Annotated in this window: 15 protein-coding genes; 8 read left to right on the top strand and 7 right to left on the bottom strand. The window is 71.7% G+C overall.

The window, feature by feature from the left end; all coding sequences use genetic code 11:
- Positions 1-33 precede the first annotated feature (33 nt).
- Positions 34-2580 carry a polysaccharide lyase family 8 super-sandwich domain-containing protein gene (locus DZA62_RS15145; protein WP_116949718.1) on the bottom strand — a complete coding sequence of 849 codons (2547 nt, stop codon included), beginning with the start codon at positions 2578-2580 and terminating at the stop codon, positions 34-36.
- Between the two features lie 104 nt (positions 2581-2684).
- Positions 2685-4235, bottom strand: a complete 1551-nt coding sequence (locus tag DZA62_RS15140) for an amidohydrolase family protein (protein WP_116949717.1) — start codon at positions 4233-4235, stop codon at positions 2685-2687.
- Positions 4236-4516: 281 nt separating this feature from the next.
- On the opposite strand from DZA62_RS15140, the gene DZA62_RS15135 reads away from it, so the two are divergent.
- Both DZA62_RS15135 and DZA62_RS15130 read left to right on the top strand, forming a co-directional pair.
- A complete protein-coding gene (locus DZA62_RS15135; protein WP_116949716.1) occupies positions 4517-4732 on the top strand; it encodes a hypothetical protein in 216 nt (71 codons plus the stop codon).
- A 10-nt stretch (positions 4733-4742) separates the two neighbouring features.
- Positions 4743-5411, top strand: a complete 669-nt coding sequence (locus DZA62_RS15130) for a class I SAM-dependent methyltransferase (protein ID WP_116949715.1) — start codon at positions 4743-4745, stop codon at positions 5409-5411.
- Here the strand turns inward: DZA62_RS15130 and DZA62_RS15125 are convergent.
- Positions 5398-6015, bottom strand: a complete 618-nt coding sequence (locus DZA62_RS15125; protein WP_116949714.1) for a hypothetical protein — start codon at positions 6013-6015, stop codon at positions 5398-5400. The two genes, DZA62_RS15130 and DZA62_RS15125, sit on opposite strands and share 14 nt — an antisense overlap.
- A gap of 102 nt (positions 6016-6117) precedes the next feature.
- Between DZA62_RS15125 and DZA62_RS35740 the strand changes: the two genes are divergently transcribed.
- A complete protein-coding gene (locus tag DZA62_RS35740; protein WP_157987691.1) occupies positions 6118-6783 on the top strand; it encodes a nucleoside/nucleotide kinase family protein in 666 nt (221 codons plus the stop codon).
- 156 nt (positions 6784-6939) lie between these two features.
- Complete coding sequence (locus DZA62_RS15115; RefSeq protein ID WP_116949856.1) at positions 6940-8238, top strand: MFS transporter; 1299 nt, start codon at positions 6940-6942, stop codon at positions 8236-8238.
- 83 nt (positions 8239-8321) lie between these two features.
- Here DZA62_RS15115 and DZA62_RS15110 read toward each other — a convergent pair whose 3' ends face one another.
- The 3 genes from DZA62_RS15110 to DZA62_RS15100 all read right to left on the bottom strand — a co-directional run bounded on the left by DZA62_RS15110 (position 8322) and on the right by DZA62_RS15100 (position 11405).
- Complete coding sequence (locus DZA62_RS15110) at positions 8322-10130, bottom strand: pectate lyase family protein (protein ID WP_157987690.1); 1809 nt, start codon at positions 10128-10130, stop codon at positions 8322-8324.
- A 97-nt stretch (positions 10131-10227) separates the two neighbouring features.
- On the bottom strand, positions 10228-10953 hold the full coding sequence (locus DZA62_RS15105; protein WP_198663791.1) for a FadR/GntR family transcriptional regulator: 726 nt from the start codon (positions 10951-10953) through the stop codon (positions 10228-10230).
- Positions 10954-11138: 185 nt separating this feature from the next.
- Positions 11139-11405, bottom strand: coding sequence for an HPr family phosphocarrier protein (locus DZA62_RS15100; protein ID WP_116949711.1), 267 nt, complete (start codon positions 11403-11405; stop codon positions 11139-11141).
- Between the two features lie 205 nt (positions 11406-11610).
- On the opposite strand from DZA62_RS15100, the gene fbaA reads away from it, so the two are divergent.
- The 3 genes from fbaA to DZA62_RS15085 all read left to right on the top strand — a co-directional run bounded on the left by fbaA (position 11611) and on the right by DZA62_RS15085 (position 14409).
- A complete protein-coding gene (fbaA, locus tag DZA62_RS15095) occupies positions 11611-12633 on the top strand; it encodes a class II fructose-bisphosphate aldolase (RefSeq protein ID WP_116949710.1) in 1023 nt (340 codons plus the stop codon).
- Complete coding sequence (locus tag DZA62_RS15090; protein ID WP_198663790.1) at positions 12633-13043, top strand: DUF3151 domain-containing protein; 411 nt, start codon at positions 12633-12635, stop codon at positions 13041-13043. Before fbaA ends, DZA62_RS15090 begins: the two co-directional genes overlap by 1 nt.
- Before the next feature lie 79 nt (positions 13044-13122).
- On the top strand, positions 13123-14409 hold the full coding sequence (locus tag DZA62_RS15085) for an adenylosuccinate synthase (RefSeq protein WP_116949708.1): 1287 nt from the start codon (positions 13123-13125) through the stop codon (positions 14407-14409).
- 10 nt (positions 14410-14419) lie between these two features.
- Here DZA62_RS15085 and DZA62_RS15080 read toward each other — a convergent pair whose 3' ends face one another.
- Positions 14420-15013: a GNAT family N-acetyltransferase gene (locus tag DZA62_RS15080; protein WP_116949707.1), complete on the bottom strand. Its 594-nt coding sequence runs from the start codon at positions 15011-15013 to the stop codon at positions 14420-14422.
- 80 nt (positions 15014-15093) lie between these two features.
- On the opposite strand from DZA62_RS15080, the gene DZA62_RS15075 reads away from it, so the two are divergent.
- The gene (locus tag DZA62_RS15075) at positions 15094-15687 is read left to right on the top strand and encodes a GNAT family N-acetyltransferase (RefSeq protein WP_198663789.1); all 594 of its coding nucleotides are present in this window, start codon (positions 15094-15096) and stop codon (positions 15685-15687) included.
- Position 15688: the final 1 nt, after the last annotated feature.

Genomic DNA, 15688 nt, shown 5'->3' with positions numbered 1-15688 from the left:
ACGGGGTGAGCGCTCCCTGCCGATCACGGCGGGTCAGCCGCGAAGGGTGACCGTCAGGCTCCGTCCGTACGCCTGCCGGGTCGGGAACTCCAGGTGGGTGTTGCCGTCGGACCGGTTCACCCGCACGCCGCGGTCGCCGGCGACCTTGGTCAGCGAGCGGCCGAGCAACGTCGCGCTGACCGTGTCGCGCCCCATGGTCGGGTCGGAGACGGCGATGGTGGTCAACCGCGGCCGGTTCTGGACGATCACCGAGGCCGGGCCCTCGATGCGCATGCCCACCGACTCGTGCCAGCCGGCGTGGAACACGTTGGCCGCCACCAGCCCCAGGCCCGCGTGAAGGACAGCCTGCACCCGGGTGTCGTTCGCCAGCACGATGATCGGGCCGGCGGGCGAGTACCCGCGCAGCTGCGCCTCCGTCGCGTTCGGCACCAGCGCGTAGGCGAGCGGCCCCGGCTCGGCCCCGGCCGCGTGGCTGACCGAGACGTCGAAGACGTTCTTGGTCACGGCCGTGTCCGGGTTGGCCGTGCGCACGACGCGGCGGCTGCGGGTGACGGGGTCGAGGGCGACCCGTGCCTGCTGGGAGGTGAGGAACACGTAGCCGACGGCGGTGCCCTTGCTCTCGTTGGCGTAGCGCAGCCAGAGCGGGTCGCCGGTGCCCGGGCCGGACCACGCGCTGCCGTCCCGTGCCGAGCCGCTGATCGAGACGTCGTCGGACGGTGCCGAGATCCGGGCGTCGACCGACGTCGTCACCGCCCGGCCGGCGCCGTCGTCGATGCCGGCGACCAGCACGACGATCTCGTCGTCGAGCATGAACCAGGACCTCATGGCCGTGACGTTCTGGTACACGACGAAGTCGTCGGGCAGGATCCCGGTCTGCTTCGCGGCATAGGCGGCGTCGCTGGACAGCACCATGCCGGCCGCGCCGTATGCGCCGAGTGCGGCGCCGCCGGAGTGCCCGTTGGTGCCGCGCGGGAAGTAGACGTAGGTGTTCTGCGACTCCGACGAGGCTGTGAACTCCAGCGGGTGGCCTGGGTTGTCGTAAAAGGGCGTGCCGTACAGCTGCGGGATGGTCTGCCGGTGTTCCACCGGAGCGGTGACACCGGCCAGGGCGTACGGCGACACCGTCGTGAAGTAGTCGACTCCGTACGCCTCCGTCTGGTCCTGCCCGGACAGGTAGAGGTAGTGGGCGCCGTCGCCCTGGAACCACGGCATGAGGTTCTCGCCGCTCATGTACTCGTACTTGCTGATCCGGTCCGAGCTGCGCGACAGCGCGAATGCGAAGCCGGGCCGGCGATGCACGTTCTTGTCCATGGCGTTGAACGCGACCCTCCGGTGAGCCGGACCGAGGTCCGCGGGCTGCACGGTGTCGTCGTCGACGATGTCGGTGTAGCGCGCGATGGTGACCGGCGACACGAACGTCGTCGGGTTCAGCGCCGCCCGCGACGTCGACCGGATGAACGCGACGTAGCTCTTCAACGCCGCCGCGTCGGCGCCGGTCGCGTAGCCGGTCAGGTCGACGACGGCCTCCACGACCGCCGCGACGTCGGTGTAGCCGGACGTCGTCCGCGAGACGGCCCGTCCCTTGACGATCTCCATCATCCAGCCCTCGAAGATCAGCGGCGCGAACCCGTTCGTCACCCAGCCCTGCACGACCGGCACGAGGGCCTCGGTGTTGGCGAGACCGGTTCCGTCGAGGATCTTCAGTGTCTGGACCACCCGGGTCAGCAGGGCCTTCCCGTACGAGCCGGTATAGGCCACCGAATGGTGCTGGATGAACGAGCCGTCGGCGTAATAGCCGTCGGTGTTGCCGTGTCGCAGCGCATAGGGGTCGATGGTCGCGAAGACGGTGAGCTGGTCCTCGACCGCCTTGCGGATGCGCGCCTCGTCGCCGAGCAGCGCACCCTGGAGCATCCGGTTGGTCGTGATGTCGGCGAGATTGGCGCCGGTGTGGAAGCGCGAGTCCAGGTTCACGTCGCCGTCGATGCCGTTGCGCAGGTAGGCGTCCATCGACGCGACGTACGTGCCGACGAGGTCCGGGCGGTAGGCGCGGACCTGCTCGTCGAGGAGCGCCAGGGTCTTGCCGACATGGGCGGAGATGCCGATCTCCCACGTGAACCAGTTGCCGTAGTAGCCCTGCGCCTGGTCGCCGTAGTAGTTCTCGTGCAGCCAGACCAGTGCGTCGATCACGCGCCGCTGCGTGTCGACGTCGCCGTCCAGGTCTGACGGGGCCCCGCCCGGCGTGCGCGTGGCGAGGGCGATCTCGTAGAGGTGCTGGAACGACGCGTTCAGGTTGGGGTCGCTGGTGCCGAGGGGCAGCCCGTTGAACAGCTCGCCGTCGCGGGCCGTGTCCAGCGCGGCGAGCCAGGTGCGTGCGGTCTGATCGATGGCGGACAACTTGGCCGCGACCTCGGGGCGGGCATTGGACTCGGCCGTGCCGGCGAAGACGTCGACGGTATTGGCCAACAGCCCCGTCGTGCCGGTACCCGGGTCGGACGCGCCTGCCCATCGTGGCGGTGACACGACGGTGAGCACGCCGGCGGCGGACAGGAGAGACAGCAGATGGCGGCGGGTGATCTCCACATATTCTCCTCGGAAGGTGCGAACCAGGCAGCTAGGAGTCAAGCAGGCATGACAATTCGTCAGCAAGCGCTTGCCCATGAGTTCGCCCCATTGCCGCACTGCATTCAGACGGATGGCGGATCGACCGGGCCGTGACAGGCACACCCGGCGGCGACGACGGTGTCCGGAGACATCGCGGCGGCCTCGTCGGCGACGCGGTCGAGGACGGCCTGGCGCTCCGCGGCGTCGAGGTAACGGCCGCGGGTGACGAGGCCGTCGATGCGCTGGGTGTTGGCGATGTCGGCGAGCGGATCGGCGGCCAGGACGACGAGGTCGGCGGGTGCGCCGGCGGCGATACGGCCGCCTCGCCGGTTGCCGAGGAATCGGGCCGGCTCGACCGTCGCGGCGCGCAGGGCGGCCGCCGTCGACAGGCCGGCCCGCACCAGCAGCCGCAGCTCGTCGTGCAGGCTGAAGCCGGGGAACAGGCCGCAGGTGCCGTAGTCGGTGCCGGCCAGCAGCGGGACGCCGGCCGCGTGCATGGCGCCGACGAGCGCGAGCTGGTGCTCCGACTTCGCCGCCCAGTCCGCGTCCTGCTCCGGCGCGCGGCCGTTCAGGTACAGCGTCTGCAGCAGGCCGTCGAGGAAGTCGAGCATCGGCTGGGGCAGGTAGCGGCGGCGCGGGTCGGTGAGGTCGAGCGTGCGGGCGTGGTTGAGCGCGTCGTGCATGACCAGCGTCGGGACCTGATGGGTGCCGTTGCGGGCGAACCGGTCGAACAGCCGGGCAGCCCTGTCGCGGTCGTAGGTGCGCATCGCCTGGACGTCGATCGGGTGCAGCGCGTTGAACCAGCCGTTGTAGTCGCCGCGGTCGAGCCGGATCGCCGCGATCCGCCGGCGCAGCTCCCGCTCGTCCCGCGACGTCGCGACGGAGACGGTGAAGGTGTGCTCGATGCTGGCCTGGCCCAGGTCAGACGCCTCGGCGACGTCGAGCTCGTCCGGCGTGTGCCCGACGACGGCGATACCGCGCCGGCGCGCCTCGTCGACGATCGCGCGGTAGACGTCCGGCGCGAGCCGGGAGTAGACCTTGACGGCGTCCGCGCCTTCGGCGACGGCGTCCCGGACGGCCGCACGCCCCTCGGCGGCGGTCGCGACCTCGACGACGGGCAGCAGGTTCGGGTCCCAGAGCGTCGGCGCGCCGTCGATGATCCGGCTCGCGATCACCCACCGCGGCCCCAGCAGCTCGCCCGCGTCGGCCTGGTCGCGCCAGTCGTGCAGCTCCTCGCGGCCGGACATCTCGCGGACGGTCGTCACGCCGTTCGCGACGTACAGCGCCGGGTCGATGGTCGCGAACGAGCTGTGCACGTGCGCGTCGACCAGACCCGGGATCAGGAACGCGCCGCGCAGGTCGACGGCGCGGACGCCCGGCGGGATCGGGACCTGCGTGGACGGGCCGACCTGCGCGATCCGATCACCGCGCACGACGACGGTGGTGTCCGGCAGCCGCCGGCCCCGCTCGACGTCGATGACGGTGGCATGGGTGAAGGCGACCCCTCGGGAGGGCGCCCCGGGCGGCGTCGCGGCGGTGGCCGGGCTCGCGGCCGCCCGCGGCGCGACGACGCCCAGCAGACTGGCGGCCAGGCCGCCGGCGATGAGGTTGCGGCGAGAGGGAGTCGGGTTCATGCCCTCATCGTCCGGCGGCGGGGGTGCCGTGGGCACTCCTGCTGGCTCCCCTCCGATCGGCGGCCAACCCCCGCCTTGGCGTGGAGATTTCTCCACCGTGCCGGGTGTCAGCGGAGTCAACCGGCTCCCTCGCGAGGCGAGACGCGCCCTCGGTCCAGCGCGAGCGCAGAGGAGGAACCGGGTCTGCTGCGCGATGTCCTCGTTGATCTCCGAGAAGCCCAGCCGCCCGGATCCGGCGCACCGTCGCGCACCATGGGCACATTCTGCTGGATCATGGGCAGATGCACGGCCGGCCGCGGCTGATCGAGCTGGTCCAGGACGAGGGACCGGCGATCTTCGCGTTCCTGCTCGCCGCCGGGTGCGGGCCGCTGAACGACGTCCCGCGGAACGCACACTCGCCCGGCCTCACCCGCAAGCGGCTGCGTCAGCAGGCGGCCGCCCTTGCGCGGCTGCTCCCGGCTCTCCTGCCGGGCGAGGCTGTCGGAGGCAGCGGCTAGCGTCGGCCGCGTGACCGAACCCGCCTTCCTCGCCGCCGTCAGCACGTCCTACGACACCGTCGCCGACACCTACGTCGAGCGCTTCCCCGTCTCCCGGCTGGGCCCGCTGGGGCACGCCATGCTGCGGGCGTTCGCCGAGGTCGTGCTGGCCGAGAGGAAGGGCCCGGTCGCCGACGTCGGGTGCGGGCCGGGTGGGTTGACGGCGGAGCTGGCCGGCCACGGGCTCGACGCGTCCGGCATCGATCTGTCGCCGCGCATGATCGAGCTGGCCCGCGCCGCACATCCGGAGCTGCCGTTCGCCGTGGGCTCCATGACGGCGCTCGACCTCCCCGACGGCGGCTTGGGCGGCCTGCTCGCGCACTTCTCGACGCACCACACACCGCCCGATCAGCTGCCGGGCGTGTTCGCCGAGTTCCACCGCACGCTCGCGCCCGGGGGCCACCTGCTGCTGGGCACTCACCTCGGCCAGGACGAGCACCTGCGCCCGACCGTGGGCTACGGCGGTCACCCGGTCTCCTACGAGTCGTACCTGGTGCCGGGCGAGCGCATCGCCGCGCTGATCGACGACGCCGGGCTGACCGTCGTCGCGCGGCTCGACGAGCCCAGCCCCGACGGCGCCGGGCGGTCGTTCGCCTACTTCCTGGCGCGCAAGGACGCTCGCGGCGTCAGTCGACGATGAACCAGTCGCCGTCCTGGTAGGCGAGGGTGGTGTCGCCGAGCTCCTGCGACGTGAACGAGGCGTCGGCGACGATCGCCTCGACCGGGATGGTCACCTGACCGGGGGCGCTGTCGTCCACCAGTTCGGGGTCGATGGTGGCGGTCTCGAGGGCCGCCGACTGCTCGGCCGACACCATGCCGGCCATGATCGCCATGGTCGACTCGCACGGGCCGAAGCCGTCCGCCTCGGCCTGGGCGGCGGCCGGCCCGGCGATGGCGCACATGGTGGGGACGTCGGTGGTGCCGAGCGCGTGCAGGAACGTCTCGAACCGCGTGACCGCCGCCTCGGTCGTCTCGGGCGACCCGGCCCCACCGGCCGGCGGCGGCGCCGGCGTCTCGGTGGCCGTGGGCGTCGGTGTGGGGGTCTGAGCGGGTGTCTCCGACGGCGCCGGCTCCGACGGTTCCGCCGTCGGCTCCGCGGTCGGCTCGGACGTGCTCGGGGCCGACGTGTCCGTCCCGCCCGCCGACGGATCGTCGTCGTCGGAGGAGCCGCAGCCTGACACGGTGAGGGCGAGGACCACACCGGCGGACAGCACGGCGGCGCGGCGGACGAACGAGAACGACATGGGGGACGTCCCAGCAAGAGGTGGCAGAACCGCGCGGCAGGCTAGCACGCGCCGGCGACGGCCCAGGAGACAATCGCCGAACACCGAGGAGAGGGGCGCGACGTGGAACGGCGGCGGTTGCTCGACTCGGTCGCGACGACGCTGGGCGGTCTGCGTCCGGGCCATCCGGTCAGGGTCGCCGTCGACGGGCCCGATGCGGCCGGGAAGACGACGTTCGCCGACGACCTCGCGGCGGCGCTCGGCACCGGCCGCCCCGTGCTGCGGCTCGGCATCGACGACTTCCACCAGCCGCCGCAGGTGCGGTCCCGGCGGGGCGGGTTGTCGGCCGAGGGCTACTACCTCGACGCGTTCGACCTGGACGCGATCCGCGACGGGGTGCTGCGACCGCTCGGCCCCGGCGGCGACCGCCGCTACCTGCTGTCGACGTTCGACCACCGGGCCGGACGTCCCACGGCGCGGGCCACCGCCGAGGCGCCGCCTGACGCCGTCATGATCGTCGACGGCGTCCTGTTGCTGCGGCCGGAGCTGCGCGACCACTGGGAGTTCAGCGTCTACCTGCACGTCGAACCGGAGGAGACACTGCGTCGCGCGCTGGTCCGCGACCGCGACCTGTTCGGCGGTGAGCGACAGGTCGTCGAGCGGTACACCCGCCGCTACCTGCCCGCCCAGGCGCTGTACCGCGAGCGGGACCGGCCGCTGGAGCGCGCCGTCCTGGTCGTCGACCACACCGATCCGGCCGAGCCGCGCATCGTCACCGATCGCCGCTGACCTCTGGTCGCGGCCGGGCCGCCGTGCCAGCATCGATGGCAGGGGTGCACCGTGGCCGAGCACACGACGTCGTCGGACCGGCCGTCGAAGGCGCTGCGGCGGGTTCTGGTCCCGCTCGCGCTCGCGCAGTTCATCTGCAGCTTCGCCGGCTCGAACATGAACGTGATGATCAACGACATCAGCACCGACCTGGACACCACCGTGCAGGGCGTCCAGGTCGCGATCACCGTCTTCCTGCTGGTGATGGCCGCGCTGATGATCCCGGGCGGCAAACTGACCGACAAATACGGTCGCAAGCGCTGCTTCCGCGTCGGCCTGACGATCTACGGCGTCGGCGCGCTGCTGAGTGCGGCGGCGCCGGGACTCGGTGTCCTGATCCTGGGCAACTCGATCCTCGAGGGCGTCGGGACGGCGCTGCTGATCCCGCCGGTCTACATCCTGGCGACGCTGCTGTTCACCGAGGTGACGTCGCGGGCGCGGGCGTTCGGCCTGATCAGCGCGATGGGCGGGATCGGCGGCGCCGCCGGGCCGCTGATCGGCGGGCTGATCACGTGGGCGATCAGCTGGCGGGCGGCGTTCGTCTTCCAGGCGCTGGTGATCGCCGTGATCATCTGGCTCAGCCGCGACCTGCGCGATCCACTGCCGCCGAACCCGGACCGGCCGTTCGACGTGCGCGGTTCGGTGCTGTCGGCGACGGGGCTGACGGCGCTGGTCATGGGCATTCTGGCGGCGGACAACAGTGCGGTGCTGATGCTGGTGCTGCTGGCCGTCGGCGCGGTGCTGCTCGCCGGGTTCGTCCTGTCGATCCGGGCGAAGGAGCGCTCCGGCGAGGAGCCGCTGCTGTCGACGGCCGTGTTCGGCAGCCGCACGGCGAACCTGGGCCTGGTGACGCAGAGCATGCAGTGGCTGATGCTGCTCGGCACGTCGTTCGTCGTCGCGACGTTCCTTCAGGTGGTGCGCGGGTACGACGCCATCGAGACCGGTGTGATCTTCACCGCCGCCACGGCCGGCCTGCTGGTGTCGTCGCTGGCAGCCGAGCGACTGGCGCGGCGACGGGCGCAGCGCACGCTCGTCGTCGCGGGGTTCGTGCTGACGATCGCCGGGATCGGTGTGCTGCTGGCGCTGGTGATCGGCTCTCCGTCGGTGTGGGCGTTCGCGCCGGGCCTGCTGGTGATCGGCCTGGGGCTGGGCCTGATGCTCACGCCGTCGGTCAACATCGTCCAGTCCAGCTTCGGCGAGGACCTGCAGGGTGAGATCTCCGGCCTGTCGCGCAGTGTGTCGAACCTCGGCTCGACGCTGGGCACGGCGATCGCCGGAACCGTCCTGGTCGCCGGGCTGACGGCCACTCCGGACCGCGCCTATGGCCTGGCGATGGTCGTGCTCGCCGCGGCCGGGCTGATCGGGCTGCTGGCCGCGCTGCGGCTGCCGCGGATCGCGGCGCCCGGCCGCTCGTGATGCCTGCTCTCGGGATGGGCTGGGCGTCGCCGGCCTACCGCGGCGCCCTGCCCGTCGGCCGGCGACGGCAGCCGTGTGGCGTGCTAGCCCTGCCCACCCACCACGACACCGTCGGTGTCGGACGTGAACCGGGACCCCTTGACGCGAAGGACGCCGGAGCCGTCGGCGTGCAGCGCGCCGCCGGCCAGCGGCACCAGGTTGGGTGCGGCGCCGGTGAGCCCGATGTTGCCGAACGCGGCGCTGGCGTAGAGGCTGGCGCCGTCGAACGTCATGGTCGCGCCGGTCTCGAAGGTGTTCAGCGTCGCGACGACGGAGCCCTCGGCCGTCACCACCAGCCGGCCGGGTGCGGCGCCGGCGACGTCGTTGCCGGTGAACACGTTGCCGGGGCCCTCGAACCGCCCGGCGAACGGCCCGGCCGGGGTGCGGAAGTGGTTGCCCGACAGCTGCGCGTGGTCGCCCTTGACGCGGAACGCCGCACCGGCCGATGACACGAACGTGCAGCCGGTGACCTTGAGCCGGACCCCGGCCGGCGGCGCGTTCAGCACGTACTGCGACGCACACTCGGTGACGTGCAGGCCGGTGATCGTCGCGTCGGCGCCGGCCACCTGGATCGCCTCCGGCGGCGTCGCGTTGCCGTGCCGGAACGAGCCGTCGGAGAGGCGGATGCGGGTGCCCCCGATGCGGATCGCCCGGCCGTCGGCGCCGGTGCCGGTGGTGGCGCCGAACCGGAAGTCCTCGAACGTGCACGAGTCGGCCAGCTCGCCGATCTCGAGGAAGCGCCGCGCCGTGTCGCCGCCGCGCACGCCACGGACGTGGCTGTCCCAAACCTTGCGGGTGAAGATGATGAACGACCCGGCGCCGCCGGTGTCGCCGAGCGCGAGGTTCTCCATGCGGATCCGGTGCGCGTTGGAGACGACCACGTAGTTGTAGCCGGTCGAGTGGCACGTGATGTCGCTGAACGTGATGTCGTGGACGTCCGCGCCGCCGAGGTCCTCGGTGCTCGTCGTGCCGCCGGGGTAGTAGCTGAGGTCGACGCCGGCGGTCTGGCCCTCGATGCTGATGACGGCGAACGTCGACCGGGGCTCGGTGGCAGCCTCGTACACCGTCACGTCGCGGCAGCGGATGTTCGCGCAGTGGTACTGGAACGTCAGCGCCTTGCGCCCGACGCGGGAGAAGTAGAGGTTGTCCAGCTGCACGTCGCGGCAGAACGAGCCGCCCAGCCCGTTGTCGTTCGATCCGTCGCTGGTGTCGAGGTGCAGCCCGCTGACCCGCACACCCTGCACGTAGCGTTGCGGCGGCCCGGCGGGGGTGGACGGCGCGGAGCCGTGGATGCCCAGCAGCTCACCCGCCCCACCCGACCCCGACACCAGCGTGATGCGCGAGCGCAGCCCGTCGCCGAACCAGTGCGTGCCGTCGGTGAGCAGGCTGATCGAGTCGGTGGTGAGATAGGCGCCGTCCACCCCCGGCACGTACACCGTGCCGCCGCGCCGCGCCGCCGCCTGCAGCGCGAGGGTGTCGTCCGTCCCGGCGCCGGTCGACAGGTCGTAGTCACCGACCGCGCCGAGCGCCTTCACCGAGACGACGTCGTCGGCCAGTTCCCACCACGAGCCGTCGCGGGTGCGCAGGTGCCAGCGCTCCGGCTCGTCCGGCGCCGCGTCGAGCCGCCGGTAGAGCGCACCACCGCCGTCGCCGGCCTCGGCGTAGCCGCAGGTGCGCAATGCTCGCACCCGCCCGTTGACCAGCCGCTGTTCGGCCACCGCCCGCGACGACACCGTCTCCGCCTCGGCGCCCGAGGGGTCGGCGGCGACGGTGGGACCGGCGGCCGCCACTCCCACCGCTCCCGCTCCGGCGGCCCCCAGCAATGAACGTCGGGTCATCGGCGACACGGACATGGCCACTCCTCGAATGCATCGATGCGAACGGAAGAGAGCAGGGCGAAGCCGAGCGCGGACCACGACGGGTCGGCGCCCGGGAAGGGTGCGGGTGGTTCTAGAGCGGCTTGGTGCGGTCCAGGCGGCTCAGGATCGGGTCGTAGTGGTCGGACAGAGCGTCGAGCACGGCCGCGACGTCGCCACCGAGCACGGCCCGATAGATGGCGTCGTGCTGCCGGTAGGTGTTGGACGGGCGGTCGTCGGCGATCTCGGCGCGCTGCGCGACCGCACGGCTCATCGTCAGCCAGAACGCGTCGAGCAGCTTGAGCGCGACCGCGTTGCCGGCGTCGGCGAACAACGTCCGGTGGAACCGGCGGTCCTCGTCGAGGACGTCGGCGCCGCGGTCGGACTTCTCCTTCATCTCGCTGAGGATCTGCTCGAGCTCGGACCGGGTGCGGTCGGTCATGTTGCGGACTGCCCGCTCGATGAGGTCGTTCTCGACGGCGCGGCGCACCTCGAGCAGGTCGTCGAGCTCGCTGAGGTCGAAGAGCAGGTTGAACGGGAGGTTGTCGATGAGCAGGGACAGCGAGAAGTCCTTGACGAACACGCCGCTGCCTCGCCGGGTCTCGAGGATGCCGAGGGACACCAGCCCCTTGACCGCCTCGCGGACGGAGTTGCGGCTGACGCCGAGCTGCTGGGCCAGCGCGCCCTCGGCCGGTAGGCCGTCGCCGGCGCGCAGTCCGTTGGTGAGGATGTAGTCGCGCAGCGCCGTCTGCACGGATTCGTGCAGGCTCGGCGGGCGCGGCAGCGCCGTCAGTCGCGTGAGTTGGTCCCCCTGAGCCACGTGAACTCCTCCCAGCATGGCGTTGATTTGTAGGATAACCGAGTAATGTCCGGGACCACAAGCACCGATAAACAGCGACGCTGCAGGTGGACAGGCCACCTGCAGCGTCGTCGCGAGGGTGTTCCGGGCTCCTGGCCTACCGGGCGAGGCCCAGCTCGCTACGGCCGAGACCCGGGAGCCACCGGCTACTCGTCGAGATCGCGTTCCAGCAGCGCGACGAGGGTGTCGAGGGCAGCGTCGGCCTTCTCGCCCTCGGCGGACAGAATCACCTGGTCGCCCTGCTCGACCCCGAGCGTCATGATCGACAGGATGCTGGACGCGTCGACCGGATCTCCGTCGGGTTTGCGGATCGACACCTTGGTGGGCTGTTCCGCGGCGGCCTTGACGAAGACCGCGGCGGGCCGGGCGTGCAGACCGGCCTTGCTTGCGACGACTGCGGTGCGCTCGGGCACGGCGTCTCCTCTGCTGAGGTCGTGGGTAGTGCGGCCCTCAGCCTATCGGCCGGCCCAGGGAGCATGCCGTGCGCGGCGCAGGTACGGACGGTTTCGCGTTACCAACCGGTTACGGTGAATACTGGGCCTGACATGCGTGCCCCCCGTAGACGTGGGGCTGAGCCCGGGCGGCTGGGTACTGCCGTCCGACCGGAACGGAGCGTCTATGCCCATCGCCACTCCCGAGGTCTACGCCGAGATGATCGACCGGGCCAAGGCCGGCTCGTTCGCCTATCCCGCCATCAACGTGACGTCGTCGCAGACGATCAACGCGGCGATCCGCGGGTTCGCCGAAGCCGAGAGCGACGGCATCATCCAGATCTCCACCGGGGGTGCCGAGTACATCTCCGGGCCGACGGTCAAGGACCGCGTCCGCGGCGCCGTCGCGTTCTCGGCGTTCGCGTACGAGGTCGCTCAGAGCTACGACGTCCAGATCGCGCTGCACACCGACCACGCGCCGCTCGACGCCGTCGAGCACTGGGTGAAGCCGCTGCTGGAGCTGTCCACCACGCGGGTGAAGAACGGCGGCGCGCCGCTGTTCAACTCGCACATGTGGGACGGCTCCGCGGTGCCGCTCGACCAGAACCTCAAGGTCGCCGAGGAGCTGCTGGCGCTGGCCGCCGAGGCCAGGACCATCCTCGAGATCGAGGTCGGTGTCGTCGGCGGCGAGGAGGACGGCGTCGCCCACGAGATCAACGAGAAGCTCTACACCACCGTCGAGGACGGCCTGGCCACCGCCGAGGCACTCGGCCTGGGCGAGCGCGGCCGCTACATCGTCGCGCTGACGTTCGGCAACGTGCACGGCGTCTACAAGCCGGGCAACGTCAAGCTGCGCCCTGAGATCCTGCGCGACATCCAGCAGGCGGTCGGCGAGCGCTACGGCAAGGACAAGCCGTTCGACCTCGTCTTCCACGGCGGCTCCGGCTCCACCGCCGAGGAGATCGGCGCGGCCGTCGACTACGGCGTCATCAAGATGAACATCGACACCGACACCCAGTACGCCTTCACGCGTCCCGTCGTGTCGCACATGTTCACCAACTACGACGGCGTGCTGAAGATCGACGGCGAGGTCGGCAACAAGAAGGCCTACGACCCGCGCGCCTGGGGCAAGCTGGCCGAGGCCGGGCTGTCCGCGCGCGTCGTCGAGGCGAGCCAGCAGCTGCGGTCGGCCGGTCAGAAGATTCGCTGATGCCGGGCGAGAACCTGCTGTCCGGCCCGCCCGAGACGCTGCTGCCCGACGAGCCGGAGGCCCGCGAGGCCCTGGCGTCAGGTGTCGACGCCGCCACGGTTGCGGCGTCGCATCCCGCCTACTCGGCGGCCTGGGCCGACCTCGCCGACCGCGCGTTCTCAGCGGGAGACGCGGTGACGTCCTATGCCTACGCGCGCACCGGCTACCACCGCGGACTCGATCAGCTGCGGCGGGCCGGCTGGCGTGGCCAGGGGCCGGTTCCGTGGGCGCACGAGCCGAACCGCGGGTTCCTGCGTTCGCTGAACGCGCTGGGCCGGGCCGCCGAAGCCATCGGCGAGACCGACGAGGCCACCCGGTGCGCCCAGTTCCTGCGCGACTCCAGCGAAGAGGCCGCCGACACGCTCCGCTGAGCGCGGCGCGGGATCCGTCACGTCAACGGCGGTTCCCGCGCGCGTTCAGGTCCGTCCAGCCAAGGGGGATGCTCCAGCAATGCCCGCCATCGTGCTCGTCGGCGCCCAGTGGGGCGACGAAGGCAAAGGCAAGGCCACCGACCTCATCGGCAGCCAGGTCGACTACGTCGTGAAGTTCAACGGCGGCAACAACGCCGGCCACACCGTCGTCATCGACGGCGAGACCTACGCGCTGCACCTGCTGCCGTCGGGGATCCTGACACCGAGCGTGACGCCGGTCATCGGCAACGGCGTCGTCATCGACCTCGGCGTGCTGTTCGAGGAGCTCGACGGGCTCGAGGCCCGCGGCGTCGACACCTCGAAGCTGGTCGTGAGCGCCAACGCGCACCTGATCCCGTCCTACAACCGCACCCTCGACAAGGTGACCGAGCGCTTCCTCGGCAAGCGGAAGATCGGCACCACCGGGCGCGGCATCGGCCCCACCTACGCGGACAAGATGTCGCGGGTCGGGCTGCGGGTGCAGGACCTCTTCGACGAGAAGATCCTGCGGCAGAAGGTCGAGGGCGCGCTGGAGCAGAAGAACCAGCTGCTGGTGAAGGTCTACAACCGACGCGCGGCCAGCGTCGACGAGGTGGCCGACGAGCTCCTGGGCTACGCCGACCGGCTGCGACCCATGGTCACCGACACCGCGCTGCTGCTCGACCAGGCGCTCACCGAGGGCAGGGTCGTCATCATGGAGGCCGGCCAGGCCACCCTGCTCGACGTCGACCACGGCACCTACCCGTTCGTCACCTCGTCGAACGCGACGGCGGGCGGCGCCAGCACCGGCTCGGGCATCCCGCCGACACGCATCGACGGCGTCATCGCGGTGCTCAAGGCCTACACCACCCGCGTCGGCGAGGGCCCGTTCCCCACGGAGCTCTTCGGCGCCGACGGTGACCGCCTGCGCAAGGCGGGCGGCGAGTTCGGCACGACGACGGGGCGGCCGCGGCGCTGTGGCTGGCTCGACACCGTCATCGGCCGCTACTCCACCCGCATCAACGGCACCACCGATCTCGTCGTCACCAAGCTCGACGTGCTGACGGGGTACGACCCGGTGCCGGTCTGCGTCGCCTATGACATCGACGGCGTCCGGCACGACGAGATGCCCATGACACAGACGGAGTTCCACCACGCCGTGCCGATCTTCGAGTACTTCGAGGGCTGGGACGACGACATCACCGGCGCCCGCACGCTGTCCGACCTGCCGCCGGCCGCCCGCCGCTACCTCGAGGCCGTCGAGGACATGTGCAAGGCGCCCATCTCGGCCGTCGGTGTCGGGCCGGGCCGGGAGCAGATCGTCGCGATCCGCGACCTCGTGCGCTGACGCGGAACGCTCAGGTCGTCGGACGGCCCATCGTGCGGCCGTTCGGCGACTGCCGCAGCGTCCGGAAACCCAGGCGCTCGTAGAAGGCGATGGCGCGGGTGTTGGCCGCGCCGACGCCCAGATGGACGGCGGGCGCGCCGGCGACGTACAGCGCCTCCAGTAGCCGCTCCATGAGCGCCCGGCCCATGCCTCGGCCCTGCGCCCGCGGCAGCAGGTCGATGTGCAGGTGAGCGGGGTGGTCCGCGACGATCGCGGGGTCGGCTGTGCGCGACTCGTGCAGCCGCTCGACGTAGTAGGCGTCGCGGGAGCCGGCCGGGAACGAGCCGGGCGGGTACTTCTCCCGCAGCGGCGGCCACCACTCCCGTTCGCAGACCCGCTCGAACGCCGCGGTGTCGCGCACGCCCAGCACGTAGCCGGCCGGCCCGCCGTCGTCGATGACGAACGCCAGATCAGGCTCGTACCGCAGATAGGGGCCGACGAAGATCTCGCCGAGCAGCCGCGGGTCGGCGAACTGGTCCGTGGCGTCGCCGCCGTTGTCGCCGGTGCGCAGGCAGATGTCGTAGAGCGCGTCGGTGTCGCCGGGCTCGTACGGCCGGATGATCACGCGGTGGGTCCCTTCTCGGCGGCTCGGCCACCACCCTGGTGGGCGACGACCACGGCTGGCAAGTCGGCGATGATGAACCGGTGACCACCATCGCTCCCCTGCCGTTGACCAACACCTGGATCGAGCTGGAGCCGCTGTCGTCCGCGCACCTGGCCGGGCTGGACGCCGCAGTGTCCGAGCCGGACGAGCTGTTCCGCTGGCTGTCGCTGTGGCGCATCGGCCCGGACGGACTGGCCGGCGGGCTGGACCGGGCCCTGGCGGCGGCCGCCCGCGGCGACGTCGTGGCGTGGGCGATCCGGCGCCGCGCCGACGGCCGGGTGGTCGGGTCGACGTCCTACCTGGACATCGACCCGGCGAACCGGCGGGTCGAGGTGGGCGCCACGTGGATCGGGCCGGCGTGGTGGCGCACCGAGGTCAACACCGCGACGAAGCTGCTGGTCATCGGGCACGCGTTCGAGACGCTGGGGCTGGAGCGGGTCGCGCTGAAGACCGATCACCTCAACGTCCGGTCGCAGCGCGCGATCGAGCGGCTCGGCGCGGTGCGTGAGGGCGTGTTGCGCCACCATGTCCGACGCCCGGACGGCAGCTGGCGCGACACCGTCTACTACTCGATCGTGCGCGAGGAGTGGCCGGGCATGCGGACGCGGCTGGAGGCGGCGCTGGCCGCCCACTGAG

The sequence above is a fragment of the Jiangella endophytica genome (genome assembly GCF_003427025.1).
Taxonomy (GTDB): Bacteria; Actinomycetota; Actinomycetes; order Jiangellales; family Jiangellaceae; genus Jiangella; species Jiangella endophytica.
The sequence above is the reverse complement of the archived record's forward strand: the minus strand, read 5'-3'. Positions and strand labels throughout refer to the sequence as shown.

Excerpts from the sequence above, each read along its gene's own strand:
- DZA62_RS15140 (WP_116949717.1), bottom strand. The coding sequence starts at position 4,235 with ATGAACCCGACTCCCTCTCGCCGCAACCTCATCGCCGGCGGCCTGGCC.
- DZA62_RS15135 (WP_116949716.1), top strand. The coding sequence starts at position 4,517 with ATGCACGGCCGGCCGCGGCTGATCGAGCTGGTCCAGGACGAGGGACCG.
- DZA62_RS15125 (WP_116949714.1), bottom strand. The coding sequence starts at position 6,015 with ATGTCGTTCTCGTTCGTCCGCCGCGCCGCCGTGCTGTCCGCCGGTGTG.
- DZA62_RS15115 (WP_116949856.1), top strand. The coding sequence starts at position 6,940 with ATGAACGTGATGATCAACGACATCAGCACCGACCTGGACACCACCGTG.
- DZA62_RS15110 (WP_157987690.1), bottom strand. The coding sequence starts at position 10,130 with ATGTCCGTGTCGCCGATGACCCGACGTTCATTGCTGGGGGCCGCCGGA.
- fbaA (WP_116949710.1), top strand. The coding sequence starts at position 11,611 with ATGCCCATCGCCACTCCCGAGGTCTACGCCGAGATGATCGACCGGGCC.
- DZA62_RS15090 (WP_198663790.1), top strand. The coding sequence starts at position 12,633 with ATGCCGGGCGAGAACCTGCTGTCCGGCCCGCCCGAGACGCTGCTGCCC.
- DZA62_RS15085 (WP_116949708.1), top strand. The coding sequence starts at position 13,123 with ATGCCCGCCATCGTGCTCGTCGGCGCCCAGTGGGGCGACGAAGGCAAA.